We start from the raw sequence: 14,269 nt of genomic DNA on the forward strand, positions 1-14,269 counted from the left end.
GCGGGTCGGATCAGGCATGCAGCGAACGGATGGCGGCGAGCGGACGCGGGATCAGCGACACGATGTCCGCCATCGGCATATCCTGCGCGATCGCTTCACGCATCAGGTCGAGATAGGACAGCACGATCGGGCCAAGGCCGTGCAGCGACAGCGCCGATTCGAGCGTGGCCGCCAGCCCCTCCACCGTGTCGAGGCGAAAGGCGCGGGCGATGTGGCGGATCTGGTCGAGTTCGTCCTGCAGGCGGGTGACGGACACATGGCCGCGCTGGTTCGCCAACCCGTCGACCCGGCGCATCAGGTCCGCCAATATCGCCAGCATCGGATCATGTCGCATGGGAAAGTCCCCCGTCTGTTCGCCCCATGCGGCACCATGCGCCAGATTGGTTAAAGCCGTCTAAAGCCTGCCGATCGCCATGCGCGACGCCATGCCCAGCCTTGACAGCGAACCGAATCTGCCCCATGGGCCACCGCTGAAACGGGCGGTCCGCCATCCTTGGATGGGCCGCTTTATCTTTTTACGCACTTACGACCAGGGAATAAGGCCATGGCCAAGCCGGCAACCGTCAAGATCCGTCTCGTCAGCACGGCTGACACTGGCTTCTTCTACGTCACGAAGAAGAACCCGCGCACCAAGACCGAGAAGTTCAGCTTCCGCAAGTACGACCCCGTCGTGCGCAAGCATGTCGAGTTCAAGGAAGCCAAGATCAAGTAAGCCGCTGCGGGCGTCACGCCCGCGCGCCTGATCTTTCGCTTTTCGAACAGGAAAAGGCCCGTCCCTTTTGGGAACGGGCCTTTTCCTGTTGGTGTTGCAGGGACGATGCGCCCTGGCTTCTTAAAGGAAAGGGGCGCCTTTCGGACACCCCCCACCCCAACCCCTCTCCTGAAGGAGAGGGGCTTTTATCCTGCGTTAGTTACCGACCGGCTTTGCGTCGGTGCGGCGCACGACGATGGTGGTGGAACGCGGTTCCTGGCCCGATACCGGCCAGTTACCGGTGGGATGCTGGATGTTCACGAAGAAGGTCTTGAGGTCCGGCGTATAGGCAAGGCCGGTGATCTCGCAGCCCTTCGGCCCGACCAGGAAGCGCGAGGACTTCTTGGTGGTCTGGTCGATGTAGAACATCGCGTTCTGGCCGAAAATCTGCTCGATCGTGCGCGCCGAATCGCCCGACGAACCGGGCACGCTGTGATCGGTCTGGACCCACAGGCGACCCTTGGGATCGATGCGGATGCCGTCGGGGCTGGAGAAGGTGTCGCCGTTGATATTGCCTTCCAGCTTGTCGCCGAACCCGGCGAGGCTGGGATCACCGGCCAGCAGGAAGATTTCCCAGCTGAACTTCATGGCGAGCGGCGAATTGCCCTCTTCCTTGAACTTGATGATGTGGCCGTGACGGTTGACGGTGCGCGGGTTGGCGGCGTCGGTGACACGGCGGCTGCTGTTGTTGGTCAGCGTCACGAAGACGGCGCTGTTGTCGGGCGCGACCGTGATCCATTCCGGGCGGTCCATGACGGTGCCACCAGCGACGCGCGCGGCCGAGATGGTGTTGATCAGCACGTCCGCCTGGTTGCTGAAGTCGACCTTTACGGCCGCGGGCGGGGTCACGCTCTGGCTGACATTGCCCGGATCGGACGCGCCGACGACCAGGCCGTTCTGACCCTGCACCAGCGCGCGCCATTCACCGGTGCCGTCCGCGTTGAAGCGGGCGACATAGAGCGTGCCATGGTCGAGCATGTCGCGATTTTCGGCGCGGTTGCTGTTACTGTAGGCGCGGTCGCAGACGAATTTGTAGATGCAGCCCGGCGTGCCGTCATGCCCCATGTAGAAGGCGACGCGGCGGTTGCTGTCGGCCATATAGGCTGTGTTTTCATGGTCGAAGCGGCCGAGTTCGGTGCGCTTGGTCGCGGCGTCCAGTTCCAGATAGGGGTCGATTTCGACCACCCAGCCGTAATTATTCTCGGGCTGCGTCGGATCGATATAATTGTCGGTCGATTCCTCGCAGGTCAGGTAGGTGCCCCAGGGGGTGCGGCCCGACGAGCAGTTGTTGAGCGTGCCCTTGATCGACGTGGAGAGCAGACCGGCGGCGCGGCCCGACGCGCGATAGACGCTGTTGCCGGTGTAGCGCTTGTTATATTTGGAACCGGCCTTGACCGCCCATTTGCCGTCAGACCCCTTGGCGATTTCGATGACGCCGACGCCGACGGCCGACAGGGCGACCGCCTTCTGGTCCGCCGTGGCGGTCGCGGCATTGTAGGTGCCGCCGTTGAACAGGATATTATAGTCGGGCAATTCGAAATTGATCGCCAGCAAACCGCCAGCGTTCGCATCCGTGCCGGACAGTTCATAATATTCCATGCCGTCATGGTTGCCGCCGGCCCATTTTTCAGCGATCGCAGGCGTCGGGAAGCTGCCCGAATAAGGGGTGCCGGTTTCGACCGAATTGCCCGCCTTGAGCAGCACGTCGACGGTGTAGCCATTGGGCACGGTGACGGTGTCGTTCATGTTGGCGGCGACCGGTGCGAAGCTGATCGCATAGCTGTCCGTCGGCGTGGGGGTCGGCGTGGGCGTCGGGGTCGGCGTGTCCGAATCATTGTCGTCGTCGCCGCACGCGGCGAGCGAACCCAGCATGGGCAGGATCGACAGGCCCAGAAGGCCGTTCTTCAGCACGGAGCGGCGGCCCGGATTGGCGGCGACGATCGCCTCCAGGCTCTGATCGCCCATATCGATGGTGGGCTGCGCGGCACGAGAGGGCGCGCGCGCCTCGTCGGTCAGATGAGACATGGATTACTACCCCTGGTTGGTTACAGGGCTGTCGGCGGAACGCCGCGCCCTTGGGCCAGCGAGTTGGCAGAGGGCAATGACGACAAGGCTTCGGAACGAAGGCGCCGCCATGAAACAATCATGACAGCATGGTGACGAAGGTGTCGGAAGCGTTACAGGAGGGCGTTGACCTGCTCGACAAAGCGCAGCACCGAAATCGGTTTGGACACATAGGCCTGCGCGCCTGCCGCGCGGATGCGATCTTCGTCGCCATGGCCCGCATAAGCCGTGACCGCCATGATCGGCACGGCCGACAGGCGATCGTCGGCCTTGAGCGACACGATGAGGTCCAGGCCGCTGACATGGGGCAGATGGATGTCGGTAATGACGAGGTCGGGCAGGAAATCGCGTGCCTGGGCCAGCACGTCGCGTCCGTCGCGCAGGGGCAGCACGTCATGCCCGTGCGCGCGCAGCAGGTCGCAAAAAAGTTTCAGATTAAGTTCGTTGTCCTCGACAACGAGCACGCGCTTTGCCACCAGTCACCCGCGATCCGAAAATGCCCTATCGAAGCGCGCCTACACCCACCCCGCCCCGAAAGCCAATCATGCGACCCGACACAGTTAATGGCAAGCAGGATAGCGGCCCCGATGCCGCCACTTTGGGATTGATGGCGCTGGTGTGGACGCTGAGCGACGGGGCGCGGGCGGACCGGTTGCTGGCGCTGACCGGCCTGGACGTCGACACGCTGCGCGCCGGGATAGACGATCCGGGCATATTGAGCGCGGTTTTGGCGTTCCTGGCGGACCATGAGCCGGACCTGATCGCCTGCGCAGAGGCGATCGACACCACGCCCGCCGCGCTGATCGCGGCGCAGGAGAGATTGAGCCAATGACCCGCCCCCTGATCATTACCGATTGCGACGAGGTGCTGTTGCACATGGTCGTGCCGTTCCGCGCCTGGCTGGACGAGGTCCATGACGTGCATTTCGACATGCACGACCGCGGCTTTGCCGAAGCGCTGCGCCACAAGGATAGCGGCGTCGTGCTGGAACGCGAATTGGTGTGGGAATTGCTGCTGGGCTTTTTCGAGACGGAAATGCACCGGCAGGCGCCGATCGCGGGCGCGGTGGAGGCGTTGCAGCGATTGTCGAACGTCGCCGACATCGTCGTGCTGACCAATATCACCGAGCGGCATCAGCAGGCGCGATCCGCGCAGTTGGCGACCCATGGCCTGACTTTGCCGGTCCATTGGAACCAGGGCGGCAAGGGGCCGCCGCTGGCGAAGATCGTGGCGGAACGGGAAGCCAGCGTCGCGCTGTTCATCGACGATCTGGCTGAACATCATAAGTCGGTCGCCATCCATGCGCCGGGCGTGTGGCGGCTGCACATGGTCGGCGAGCCTGAAATCGCCGCCAATGTGGCCGCCGCCCCCGCCGCCCATGCCCGGATCGACGATTGGACGGCGGCCGAGCAATGGATCAGGGACAGACTGGCCGAAGGGCCAGCGCCCGCCGATATCGACGCAAGCCAAGGAGCCACCGCATGAGCATAGACGCCCGCCTGACCGAACTGGGCATCACCCTGCCCCAAGCCGCCGCCCCCGTCGCCGCCTATGTCGCGGCCGTGGAAGCGGGCGGGCTGCTGCATATCAGCGGGCAGATCGCACTGGCCCCCGACGGGCTGATGACCGGGCGGCTGGGCGAGGACCGCGACCTGGATTATGGCGTCGCCGCCGCGCGGGTATGTGGCCTCAATCTCATCGCCCAGATGAAGGCGGCCTTGGGGTCGCTGGACCGGGTCGAGCGGATCGTGAAGCTGGGCGCGTTCATCGCCAGCGCGCCGTCCTTCACCGACCAGCCCAAGGTCGCCAATGGCGCGTCGGAACTGATGGTCGAAGTGTTCGGCGAAGCGGGCAAGCACGCCCGCAGCGCGGTCGGCGTGCCGGTGCTGCCGCTGGGCGCGGTGGTCGAAATCGATGCGATCGTGCTTGTCAAAGCGCAGGCCTGACTTTCCGACCGATCGCCCCTTCGCCCATCGTGGATGGCATGGCGGCGGGGTGAGCGAAAACGGGATGGCGGCGTTTGAGGCCGCCATCGCCGCGGGCTTCGGCATCGAATGCGATGTCCGGGCGAGCCGGGATGGCGTCGCCTTCGTCTTTCACGACGCGACGCTGAGCCGGATGGCGGGGCGCGACGATCGGGTCGCGGACCTGGATGCGGTGGTGCTGGATGGCGTCACCCTGCCCGATGGCGGCGCGATTCCGCGTCTGTCGACGTTGCTGACGCGCTGCGGGGGGCGGGTGCCGCTGTTGGTCGAGATCAAGGCGGAAGGGCGAGCCGTCGATGCGATCTGCGCGGCGGTGGCGCGCGACCTGGCCGCGTGGCCCGATGCGCCGGTGGCGGTCATGTCCTTCAATCCGTGGGCGATGCGCTGGTTCGTGCGACAACGAGTTGGACAGTATCGCGGCCTTGTCGTGACGCAGCAGGGCAAGGGAGCGATGCGCGGCGGAATCGAACGCACCCTTGCGCTTTGGCTGTCGAAACCCGATTTCCTGGCTTGTGATATTCGCGACCTGCCATCCCGCCTGTCCCGCCGCTGCCGCGCCAAGGGGCTGCCCGTGCTGACATGGACCGTCCGCAGCGAGGCCGATCGCGTGCGCGGCGCGGCCCATGCCGACCAGATCATCTTCGAGCGTGCCCATGACTGACGTGACGGTGCGCATCGGGTCCGGGGTCGCGGATTTCGATCGCGACCAGTGGGACGCCTGCGCAGTAAATAATAACCCATTCATATCATGGGATTTTCTGTCCGCCTTGGAGCGATCCGGAAGCGTCGGCGAAGGGACCGGCTGGCAGCCGCTGCCGATCGTGATCGACGGGCCGGACGGCCGGATCGCGGCGGCCGCGCCCGCCTATGGCAAGAGCCACAGCCAGGGCGAATATGTATTCGACCATAGTTGGGCCGATGCGTGGGAACGGGCGGGCGGGCGTTATTATCCCAAGATCCAGATCGCCGCGCCCTTTTCCCCCGTGCCCGGTCCGCGGCTGTTGCTGCGCGATGAGGCTCAGGCGCCCGCGCTGATCGCGGGGATCGAGATGCTGGTCGAGCGCAACAGCCTGTCGTCGGCCCATGCGACCTTCGTGTCGCCCGAACAGGTGGCCTTGTTCGAGGCGGCGGGCTGGCTGATCCGGGAGGATAGCCAGTTTCACTGGACCAACAGGGGCTATGGCGGGTTCGCCGATTTCCTGGCCGACCTGTCGAGCGAGAAGCGCAAGAATATCCGCAAGGAACGCGCGCGCGCGGTCGAGGGGCTGGAGATCGTGCATCTGACCGGCAGCGACCTGACGGAAGCGCATTGGGATATTTTCTGGGAATTTTACCAGGATACCGGCGCGCGCAAATGGGGGCAGCCCTATCTGACCCGCGCTTTCTTTTCGATTTTGGGCGAGACAATGGCGGACAGGACGCTGTTGATCCTGGCGCTGCGCGACGGGCAGCCGATTGCGGGCGCGCTCAACCTGATCGGCGGCGATACGCTCTATGGGCGCTATTGGGGCTGTACGCAGGACGTGCCCAACCTGCATTTCGAATTATGCTATTATCAGGCGATCGACGCGGCGATCGCGCGCGGTCTGCACAAAGTCGAGGCTGGCGCGCAGGGCGGGCACAAGCTGGCGCGCGGCTATGCGCCCGAGCCGACCTTTTCCGCCCATTATCTGCCCAATGCGGGGTTTCGCCGCGCGGTCGCCGATTTTCTGACGGCCGAACGGGAAGGCGTGCAGCGCGACCGGATATATCTTTCCGAACGGACGCCCTTTCGCAAGGGCGAGTGATCAGGCGGCGCGCAGCTGGTTGGCGGCGATCATGGCGCGCGCCTGGCGCTGCGCTTCGGCAATTTCGCGGGCGGTCATTTCCTCGGCGATTTCGGCGCGCATCGACTGGCCCTGTTCGCTGCCGCGCAGTGCGGCGAGGTTAAACCATTTATGCGCTTCGACCAGATCGATCGTCAGGCCGCCGGTGCCGCAGCTATAGGCAACGCCTAAGTCGAAACAATCTTCCGCCGTGCCATAGGTTGCCCGCGACTGGCGGGCCTCCATGAGAAATTGCGCGCTCTTGATGCTGTTGCCCATGATATTTCCCCTGTTCCCCTAATCTAACTCAATGGATCTGGACCCCTTTTCCACGAACAGCAGGTTTGACCGGGAAGCGATAAAAAATGGTTAATGCGATATTCGCCATGGTGGCGCTTTCGGCATCGATTCGCCGATCGGGCGGATTTCTTGCGATCCGTAGCGGATTGGGACTGGCATGATCGGGCCGCTGCCCGCATAGCGCCCGGCATGAGTCCCCTCCCTCCCGCTTCACCAATCCCGGCGCGCAAAGACATTCACTTCCGCGAATTCGTGATGCTGTGCGCCTGCCTGATGGCGATGAATGCGCTGTCGATCGACCCGATGCTGCCCGCCTTGCCGGAGATCGGCCGCGATCTGGCGATCCCGCATCCCAACGATCGGCAGCTGATCATCAGCGTCTATTTTCTGGGGCTGGGCATCGGGTCGCTGCTGTTTGGCGTATTGTCCGACCGTTTTGGACGTAAAAAGGTGCTGGGGTGGGCGATGGCGCTGTTCATCCTGTCGTCTATCGCCTGCGCCAGCGCGCAAAGCTTCGTCATGATGCTGGTGGGCCGGGGGTGCGCGGGCTTCTTTGCAGGGGCGAGTTGGGTCATCACCGTGGGCATCGTGCGCGACCGCTTTCGCGGCGACGCCATGGCGCGAGTGATGTCGCTGATCTTCGCGGTATTCATGCTGATCCCGGTGATCGCGCCCAGCTTTGGCCAAGCCATCCTGCTGATCGCGCCGTGGCGCTGGATATTCTGGGTGCTGGTGATCCTGTCGAGCCTGATCCTGACATGGATGCTGGTGCGGATGCCCGAGACGCTGGCCATGGAAAACCGGATGCGAATCACGGCCCGGTCGCTGTGGGAAACGGTGGGCACGGTGGTGCGCACGCGCAGTTCGATCGGCTATATGCTGGCGAGCGGCGTGGTGATGGGCGGGCTGATCGGCTTTATCCTGTCGGTGCAGCAGATTTTCTTCGACGTGTTCGATGCGGAAGCCTTTTTCCCGATCGGCTTTGCGATCATCGCAGGATGCATGGGGATCGGCGGCCTGATCAACAGCCGACTGGTGCAGCAATTCGGCGCGCGGCGGATGAGCCAGAGTGCGCTGATCGCCTTCATCCTGATCGCCGCGGTGCATCTGGTGGTGGTATTGGCGGGCGCCGAGACGCTGGTCACCTTCATGGTTTTGCAGGCGATGACGATGCTGACCGTGTCGTTCACCGCATCCAATTTCAGTGCGATTTCGATGGAACCCTTTCACCGGGGGGCGGGCGTCGCTTCGTCCTTCCAGGCGTTTTTGACGACGGCGCTGTCGAGCGCGCTGGGCAGCATCGTGGGCCGGGCGTTCGACGGGACCACCCTGCCCTTCACCATCGGGCTGCTGGCGTTCGGGTCGCTATCCTTTCTGATCCTGGTCTGGGCCGAGCGCGGCAAGCTGTTCACGCGGCCCAATCATGGGGCGATGCGGGACGCGGAGATCGATTTTCATTGAGGGGGGTGCGCGATCCCTTTCGGGATGATGCCCAAGCGCTGTGATGATGGCTCGTCGGACAGCCCTGGCGTTCTTTGGCGAAAGCCGGGGTCCAGGCCGGAGCGTGGAACTGGACCCCGGCCTGCGCCGGGGAACACATGCCATGGCGCCGCAACGAGACAAAAAAGGGGGCGGAAACCGCCCCCTTTTTCTTTTGGGTCAGGCGTCCTTGCCGCCCGGTGTGGGTGCGCCGGGGAAAGGCGGGACCGGCTGGGGCGGGACGTCGGCATCGTCCTCCGCCACATCCACTACGCCACGGCCGACATGGCTGCGGCTGCGGCTGTAGCCGAAATAGACCAGCAGGCCGACGAACGCCCAGCCGACGAACATCAGCTTGGTTTCGATGCCCAGGCTCCAGAAGAGATAGAGGCAGCCCAGGATCGCGATCGGTGCGGTGACCATGATCGCGGGCGTGCGGAACGGCCGCTTGCGGGTGGGGTCGGTCTTGCGCAGTTGCAGGACGGCGATGGACACCGCGGCGAAGGCGAAGAGCGTGCCCGAGTTGGAGATGTCCGCCAGAATGCCGACCGGGAAGAAGGCGGCGAAGAGCGCGACGAAGATGCCGGTCAGGATGGTAATGACATAAGGCGTCTTATAGGTCGGATGGACCTTCGAGAACATCGCGGGCAGCAGGCCGTCGCGGCTCATGACGAAGAAGATGCGGGTCTGGCCGAACATCATCATCAGGATGACCGAAGGCAGCGCCAGGCCGGCGGCGAGGCCGAGCAGGTTGCCGATCTGGGGCCAGCCGATTTCACGCAGGGTCCAGGCCAGCGCTTCCTTCGAACAGGTGACGGCTTCGGTGCCTGCAGCGGCGAGTGCGGCGCATTGCTGCGACAGGGCGGCCGAGCCGGGGGCGAGTACTTCGCCGCCCGGGCCAGCGACCGGCTGCGCGCCCACGGTGCCGATGACGCCGGCGGCGACGAGCATGTAGAAGATGGTGCAGATGCCGAGCGAACCGATCAGGCCGATCGGCATGTTGCGTTGCGGATTCTTGGTTTCTTCAGCGGCGGTGGAGACGGCGTCGAAGCCGACATAGGCGAAGAAGATGGAGGCCGCCGCCGCCGAAATGCCCGAGAAGCCGAGCGGGGCGAAGGGGGTGAACTTGTCCATGTTGATGACCGGCAGGGCCAGGACGATGAACAGGGTGAGCGCCGCAACCTTGATCAGCACCAGCACGGCGTTGACGGTCGCGCTTTCCTTCGTGCCGATGACCAGCAGCCAGGTGACGAGCGCGGCGATCAGCATGGCAGGCAGGTTCACCATGCCGCCATCGAACGGCCCGCGCGTCAGCAGATCGGGGATGTCCATATGGAATGTATGTTCGATGAGGCCCACGACATAGCCGGACCAGCCGACCGACACCGCGCCCGCCGCCACCGCATATTCCAGGATCAGCGCCCAGCCCACCATCCAGGCGATCAATTCGCCCATCACGGCATAGCTGTAGGTGTAGGCGGAGCCGGACACCGGCACCATCGCGGCCATTTCCGCGTAGCAGAGCGCGGCGACCGCGCAGACGAACCCTGCGATGACGAAGGAGAGCATCATGCCCGGCCCCGCCTTTTGCGCGGCCTCCGCCGTCAGGACGAAAATGCCGGTGCCGATGACGGCGCCGATACCCAACATGGTCAGCTGGAACGCGCCCAGCGACCGGTGCAGCGATTTCTTCTCTGCCGTCGCCAATATGGCGTCGAGAGGCTTAACGCGCCCGAAAATCATGAATGATGCCCTTTACACTCATTTGTTCTGCCCGGACGACGCACGCCGCCCCCTTTGAGCTATGGTGCGAGACTATCGCCTAATCCGGCGCGCGCAAGTATGTTGCGTTCATGCGACATTCTCGTCCAGGGACGGGACGGGCTGAAAGGAGCCGGACGGATGATCGAATTGTTGCGCGCGCAGGGGCTGGACGGCGTGCCCCATGGCTTTGCCGGGCGGCGCGGCGGCGTGTCGGTGGGCGTGCATGCCGGGCTGAATGTCGGGCTTGGGTCGGACGACGAGCGCGACGCAGTGCTGCGCAATCGCGACCTGGCGCGCGACGCGCTATTGCCGGGCGCTGCGCTGGTGACGGTGCGGCAGGTGCATTCGGCCGATGTGGTGCGCGTGGTCGACGCCATTGCAGAGGCGGATCGGCCCGCTGCCGATGCGATGGTGACGGACCGGCCGGGGCTGGTGTTGGGCATATTGACCGCCGATTGCGTGCCGGTGCTGTTCGCCGACCGCCAGGCAGGCGTGGTGGGCGCGGCCCATGCCGGGTGGAAGGGGGCGATCGGCGGGGTGACCGACCGGACGATCGATGCGATGGTGGCGCTGGGCGCGGATGCGGCGCGGATGGCCTGCGCGATCGGGCCGTGCATCGGGCGGGCGTCCTATGAGGTGGGCGACGATTTCGCGGCGCGCTTTGCCGATGATGACGCCGCCAATGAGCGCTTCTTCACGCCGGGGCGGCCGGGGCATCACCAGTTCGACATCGCCGCCTATGTCGCGGCGCGACTGGCCGGTGCGGGGGTCGGGCGGATCACGATGCTGGACGAGGATACCTATAGCCAGCCGGATCAATTCTATAGCTATCGACGGTCGTGTCATAAGGGCGAGGCCGATTATGGGCGGCAGATTTCGATGATTGCGGTGGCGGGGTAATCATCGGAGACATTATCTCCGCCCCAGCTTGGTATGTTTGTCCTCACGGCGGCGGCCGACCAGCATGGCGCGTTCCAGCCGGGCGCACAGGGCGGCGTAATAGTCGGACAGGAAGCCATAATCGTCGCCGTCGTCGGGCAGGCCAGCCTTATGCCGGATCGTGGCGGCGACGGTGAGAATCGCATCGTCCTGTTCATTGCGCAGGACGTTTTCCAGCGTTTGCAGTTCGTAGATGCCATAGAGGTCGAGCGCGGCGTCGCTAAAGGTGCGGCGGGGCTGCGCCGCGCGGGCGGCGACGAGGTCCGTGCCCAGCTTTGCGCGGACGGTGTTCACGACCCAGGTGCCCGCCAGCAGATCCCCCACGCGCAGCCGGTCGCGGTTGAAGAGCGGGAAGAAGAGGAAGATGCCGGTCCAGCACAAGGCGAAGAGGGTTAGGAAGCCGTCGGCCGCGCCCTGCGACGCCTGCATGCCCAAGAAGGAAAGCGGCAGGAACACTTCGATTTCGCGCAGGGCGTTGCGGGCGATGACCGCGCCGCCGGTCAGCCGCCCGCCATCGCGCGCGACGACGCGCAGGCCGAGCAGCCGCTTGCCGGGCGTCGCGCCGCGACCGCCCATTTCGAACAGGATGAACCAGCCGTTGCGCAGCATGAAGGCGCCGACCAGCCAGAGGATCATGAAAATTTCGGCGCGGGCCTGAGCGATGCCGAGCAGGCCGATCGCGACGGTCACCAGGATCAGGCTGATGAAGAGAATGAGGATGTCGAGGATGAAGGCGCCTGCGCGCGATCCGGCGCTGGCGAGTTCCAGGCGCAGGTCGACGCCTTCGGGCGTGACGAAGCTGCGCCGCAGCGAGGCGGGCGCCTTGATCGTGCGGTTACGCCGCCAGCGCATCGGCACCGCCCTCCCGTCGGCGGGGGAGGTAATAATAAGCGAGCCATCCGGCCAGTGCGGCAAGGCCGATGCCGTAGCGCATGGCGTCAGACTGCACCGTCTGCCGTCCGATTCCTTCGAGCAGGCCCGCGACCAGCAGCATCAGCACGACGCCCGCCATGGCGATGGCGGCGCTGCGTCCGGCGATGACGGCGGCCTCGGTGCGCGCTTCGCGGCCGGGGAAGGCGACGGCGGTGCCGATCTTCATGCCCGCCGCGCCCGCCAGGATGATCGCAAACATCTCGGTCGAGCCATGGATGGTGAGCCAGCCGAGGAAATTGAGGCCCAGCCCCTTGCTGGCGAACAGGTAGAGCATCGCGCCCAGGGTGAGGCCGTTATAGAGGAGGAGGAGCACCGTCGGCACGGTGAAGGCGAAGCCGAGCGCGAAGGCGAAGATCGCGACCTGGCTGTTATGGGTGAAGAGATAGGCGGCGAAGGTGGCGAGGCCGCCGCGATCCTGCGCGCCGTAGATGGTGGCGCGCAGCGTCGCTTCGCTGGCGGCGGGATCACGCCCGCTCGCCATCGCGTCAGGGATAATGCTGTAATACCAGCTGGGGTCGCTCGCCACCAGCCACCAGCCCGCGATCGCGCCGACGATAGTGAGGACGAGGCAGGCGAGGGTTTCGCGCCATAGCCCCTGCACCGCCAGCGGCCAGTCGCGCGCGAAGAAGCGGCCAAGCTGACGAACGGCGGTGTCGGGCACGCCGTACAGCTGGAAATAGGCGCGAGTGCACAGCTGTTCGAGATAGGTGACGAGCGCGCGGTCGAGCGAGGTTTCGCGGGCGACCGACAGCGAGGACAGGGCCGAGCGGTACAGCAGGGGGAGCGCGAGGATATCGTCGTCCGACAGCGCGCGGACGGAGCGTTTTTCCATGCGGGTGACGAGTTGGTCGAGCCGGTCCCATTCCCCTTCATGCGCGGCGCGGAAGCGGGTGGCATTGACCAGGGGAGCGGCGGGGCGTCCTTCGACGAGCGCAGTCATAGGAGGTTCCTTCGCTTCAGGTCGACATAGGCCTGGACGAGGCGGTCGGCGACGCGATCATGCTCCGCCTCGACCACATGCGCGCCCAGATGGCGCAGGCGGGTCAGCACGGTCAGCCGATCGCGCAGCAGCGCGGCGGCGGTGACGGCGCGGGTGACGTCGTCGGCGTCGCGCGGGCGGCGGTCGAGGATGGATTCCAGTTCCTCGTCGCGCAGCACGACGACCAGAAGCAGGTGCGTTTCCACCAGACGGCTGGCGGCGCGAACGAGAAATTCGGCGGAGGTGAGGTCGGTGAACTCGGTGAAGAGGACGATCATCGACCGACGCGTCAGCCGGGTGGCGAGCGTGGTCAGGGCGTGGGTATAATTGCTTTCCTCCGCGCTATAGTCGATCCGCGCGGCAAGCCGTTGCAGTTCGCCGAAGGCCGCTGCGCCCGATACCAGCCCGCTGGCGATGCGCGGGCGCGAATCGAAGGCGTGGAGGGCGACCCGATCGCCCAGTTTCAGCGCAACCCAGGCGGTGAGCAGCATGGCGGACACGACGCGGTCGAGGCGGCTGAGGCCCGCGACCGGCTCGCTCATCTGGCGACCGGCGTCGATCGCGAAGACGATCTGGTTGTTGCGCTCGGAGCGGAATTCCTTGGCGTGGAGTTTGGAATGGCGGGCGGACTGTTTCCAGTCGATCGCGCGCCGGTCCATGCCGGAGCGAAACTCGACCAGCGCATCGAAATCCGCGCCGTCGCCGCGATCGACCTGCGCCATCAGGCCTTGCAGGGCATGACGCTGAAAAATCTGTGCGCCGCGATCCTGGACCGGGCGGATGTCGGGCAGGATCGCCATGGTGCCGTCGAGGGGGACGATCCGCTGTTTCCAGACGAGGCCAAGCGAACCCTTCCAGCGTAGCCAGCCGCGCGCGACCCGCGCAGTGCCGCGCCGGATGGTGCGCAGCGGGATGGCGGCGGCGCCCTTGCCACCTGGCAGATCGACCCACAGATCTTCATCGCGCTGCGTCAGCAGCGGCCCGGTATCCAGCAGCAGTTGCGCGCCCGGGATGCCGGGAATGGCGATCGTAGCCTGCCCGTCCACCTGCGCGCCGACGCTGGCGGTCTTTGGCAGGACCAGGCGCAGCGTCGCCTGCCCCGGCCCGGCCCCGCGCAGCGCATCGGCGAAGCACGCCAGCAGCACCGCGACCGGCCAGGCAAGCGCGGCGTACCAGCGGCCCGGCAGCAGTAGCGCGACCAGCAGGGTGACCGGCACGCCAGCCGCCGCGCAGAAGATCGCGGTGCGGGTGGGGTAGATCATGGCCGGGC

The 14,269-nt window shown here is 65.5% G+C and carries 16 protein-coding genes; 8 read left to right on the forward strand and 8 right to left on the reverse strand.

The genetic code is table 11. The annotated features are described in order from the left end of the window. Window positions 1-10 precede the first annotated feature (10 nt). Window positions 11-334, reverse strand: coding sequence for a hypothetical protein (locus U5A89_RS17765; protein ID WP_338162351.1), 324 nt, complete (start codon window positions 332-334; stop codon window positions 11-13). Between the two features lie 210 nt (window positions 335-544). Here U5A89_RS17765 and rpmG point away from each other — a divergent pair, with 210 nt between their 5' ends. Next, window positions 545-712, forward strand: coding sequence for a 50S ribosomal protein L33 (rpmG, locus tag U5A89_RS17770; protein ID WP_066599119.1), 168 nt, complete (start codon window positions 545-547; stop codon window positions 710-712). Between the two features lie 195 nt (window positions 713-907). Here the strand turns inward: rpmG and U5A89_RS17775 are convergent, their stop codons facing one another. Further along, on the reverse strand, window positions 908-2,776 hold the full coding sequence (locus tag U5A89_RS17775) for a PhoX family protein (RefSeq protein WP_338162352.1): 1,869 nt from the start codon (window positions 2,774-2,776) through the stop codon (window positions 908-910). Between the two features lie 152 nt (window positions 2,777-2,928). Beyond that, window positions 2,929-3,291, reverse strand: a complete 363-nt coding sequence (locus U5A89_RS17780) for a response regulator (RefSeq protein WP_338162353.1) — start codon at window positions 3,289-3,291, stop codon at window positions 2,929-2,931. A gap of 68 nt (window positions 3,292-3,359) precedes the next feature. Here U5A89_RS17780 and U5A89_RS17785 point away from each other — a divergent pair, with 68 nt between their 5' ends. The 5 genes from U5A89_RS17785 to U5A89_RS17805 all read left to right on the forward strand — a co-directional run bounded on the left by U5A89_RS17785 (window position 3,360) and on the right by U5A89_RS17805 (window position 6,587). Next, window positions 3,360-3,647 carry a DUF3572 domain-containing protein gene (locus tag U5A89_RS17785; RefSeq protein WP_338162354.1) on the forward strand — a complete coding sequence of 96 codons (288 nt, stop codon included), beginning with the start codon at window positions 3,360-3,362 and terminating at the stop codon, window positions 3,645-3,647. Beyond that, complete coding sequence (locus tag U5A89_RS17790) at window positions 3,644-4,300, forward strand: HAD family hydrolase (protein ID WP_338162355.1); 657 nt, start codon at window positions 3,644-3,646, stop codon at window positions 4,298-4,300. The genes U5A89_RS17785 and U5A89_RS17790 overlap by 4 nt, the downstream gene beginning before the upstream one ends. Then, a complete protein-coding gene (locus tag U5A89_RS17795; RefSeq protein WP_338162356.1) occupies window positions 4,297-4,761 on the forward strand; it encodes a RidA family protein in 465 nt (154 codons plus the stop codon). Before U5A89_RS17790 ends, U5A89_RS17795 begins: the two co-directional genes overlap by 4 nt. A gap of 64 nt (window positions 4,762-4,825) precedes the next feature. Then, window positions 4,826-5,461 carry a glycerophosphodiester phosphodiesterase family protein gene (locus tag U5A89_RS17800; RefSeq protein WP_445190707.1) on the forward strand — a complete coding sequence of 212 codons (636 nt, stop codon included), beginning with the start codon at window positions 4,826-4,828 and terminating at the stop codon, window positions 5,459-5,461. Continuing rightward, window positions 5,454-6,587 (forward strand): GNAT family N-acetyltransferase, encoded by a 1,134-nt coding sequence (locus U5A89_RS17805; protein WP_338162358.1) that lies wholly within the window; start codon window positions 5,454-5,456, stop codon window positions 6,585-6,587. Before U5A89_RS17800 ends, U5A89_RS17805 begins: the two co-directional genes overlap by 8 nt. Here U5A89_RS17805 and U5A89_RS17810 read toward each other — a convergent pair whose 3' ends face one another. Next, a complete protein-coding gene (locus U5A89_RS17810) occupies window positions 6,588-6,884 on the reverse strand; it encodes a hypothetical protein (protein WP_338162359.1) in 297 nt (98 codons plus the stop codon). It lies immediately after the preceding gene. A 210-nt stretch (window positions 6,885-7,094) separates the two neighbouring features. Here U5A89_RS17810 and U5A89_RS17815 point away from each other — a divergent pair, with 210 nt between their 5' ends. Beyond that, complete coding sequence (locus tag U5A89_RS17815; protein ID WP_338162360.1) at window positions 7,095-8,366, forward strand: multidrug effflux MFS transporter; 1,272 nt, start codon at window positions 7,095-7,097, stop codon at window positions 8,364-8,366. A 198-nt stretch (window positions 8,367-8,564) separates the two neighbouring features. Here the strand turns inward: U5A89_RS17815 and U5A89_RS17820 are convergent, their stop codons facing one another. After that, window positions 8,565-10,127, reverse strand: coding sequence for an amino acid permease (locus tag U5A89_RS17820; protein WP_338162361.1), 1,563 nt, complete (start codon window positions 10,125-10,127; stop codon window positions 8,565-8,567). Window positions 10,128-10,286: 159 nt separating this feature from the next. Between U5A89_RS17820 and pgeF the strand changes: the two genes are divergently transcribed. Then, complete coding sequence (gene pgeF / locus U5A89_RS17825) at window positions 10,287-11,048, forward strand: peptidoglycan editing factor PgeF (RefSeq protein ID WP_338162362.1); 762 nt, start codon at window positions 10,287-10,289, stop codon at window positions 11,046-11,048. A gap of 12 nt (window positions 11,049-11,060) precedes the next feature. Here pgeF and U5A89_RS17830 read toward each other — a convergent pair whose 3' ends face one another. From U5A89_RS17830 to U5A89_RS17840, 3 genes are read right to left on the reverse strand one after another with little or no spacing between them, the layout of a single operon-like run. Then, complete coding sequence (locus U5A89_RS17830) at window positions 11,061-11,939, reverse strand: RDD family protein (protein ID WP_338162363.1); 879 nt, start codon at window positions 11,937-11,939, stop codon at window positions 11,061-11,063. Next, complete coding sequence (locus U5A89_RS17835; protein WP_338162364.1) at window positions 11,923-12,960, reverse strand: stage II sporulation protein M; 1,038 nt, start codon at window positions 12,958-12,960, stop codon at window positions 11,923-11,925. Before U5A89_RS17835 ends, U5A89_RS17830 begins: the two co-directional genes overlap by 17 nt. Then, window positions 12,957-14,261, reverse strand: a complete 1,305-nt coding sequence (locus tag U5A89_RS17840) for a DUF58 domain-containing protein (RefSeq protein WP_338162365.1) — start codon at window positions 14,259-14,261, stop codon at window positions 12,957-12,959. The genes U5A89_RS17835 and U5A89_RS17840 overlap by 4 nt, the downstream gene beginning before the upstream one ends. Window positions 14,262-14,269 lie beyond the last annotated feature (8 nt).

Source organism: Sphingobium sp. HWE2-09, from assembly GCF_035989265.1.
Taxonomy (GTDB): Bacteria; Pseudomonadota; Alphaproteobacteria; order Sphingomonadales; family Sphingomonadaceae; genus Sphingobium.

Excerpts from the sequence above, each read along its gene's own strand:
- pgeF (WP_338162362.1), top strand. The coding sequence starts at position 10,287 with ATGATCGAATTGTTGCGCGCGCAGGGGCTGGACGGCGTGCCCCATGGC.
- U5A89_RS17800 (WP_445190707.1), top strand. The coding sequence starts at position 4,826 with ATGGCGGCGTTTGAGGCCGCCATCGCCGCGGGCTTCGGCATCGAATGC.
- U5A89_RS17795 (WP_338162356.1), top strand. The coding sequence starts at position 4,297 with ATGAGCATAGACGCCCGCCTGACCGAACTGGGCATCACCCTGCCCCAA.
- U5A89_RS17775 (WP_338162352.1), bottom strand. The coding sequence starts at position 2,776 with ATGTCTCATCTGACCGACGAGGCGCGCGCGCCCTCTCGTGCCGCGCAG.
- U5A89_RS17805 (WP_338162358.1), top strand. The coding sequence starts at position 5,454 with ATGACTGACGTGACGGTGCGCATCGGGTCCGGGGTCGCGGATTTCGAT.
- U5A89_RS17790 (WP_338162355.1), top strand. The coding sequence starts at position 3,644 with ATGACCCGCCCCCTGATCATTACCGATTGCGACGAGGTGCTGTTGCAC.
- U5A89_RS17820 (WP_338162361.1), bottom strand. The coding sequence starts at position 10,127 with ATGATTTTCGGGCGCGTTAAGCCTCTCGACGCCATATTGGCGACGGCA.
- U5A89_RS17785 (WP_338162354.1), top strand. The coding sequence starts at position 3,360 with ATGCGACCCGACACAGTTAATGGCAAGCAGGATAGCGGCCCCGATGCC.
- rpmG (WP_066599119.1), top strand. The coding sequence starts at position 545 with ATGGCCAAGCCGGCAACCGTCAAGATCCGTCTCGTCAGCACGGCTGAC.
- U5A89_RS17815 (WP_338162360.1), top strand. The coding sequence starts at position 7,095 with ATGAGTCCCCTCCCTCCCGCTTCACCAATCCCGGCGCGCAAAGACATT.
- U5A89_RS17810 (WP_338162359.1), bottom strand. The coding sequence starts at position 6,884 with ATGGGCAACAGCATCAAGAGCGCGCAATTTCTCATGGAGGCCCGCCAG.
- U5A89_RS17835 (WP_338162364.1), bottom strand. The coding sequence starts at position 12,960 with ATGACTGCGCTCGTCGAAGGACGCCCCGCCGCTCCCCTGGTCAATGCC.
- U5A89_RS17840 (WP_338162365.1), bottom strand. The coding sequence starts at position 14,261 with ATGATCTACCCCACCCGCACCGCGATCTTCTGCGCGGCGGCTGGCGTG.
- U5A89_RS17765 (WP_338162351.1), bottom strand. The coding sequence starts at position 334 with ATGCGACATGATCCGATGCTGGCGATATTGGCGGACCTGATGCGCCGG.
- U5A89_RS17830 (WP_338162363.1), bottom strand. The coding sequence starts at position 11,939 with ATGCGCTGGCGGCGTAACCGCACGATCAAGGCGCCCGCCTCGCTGCGG.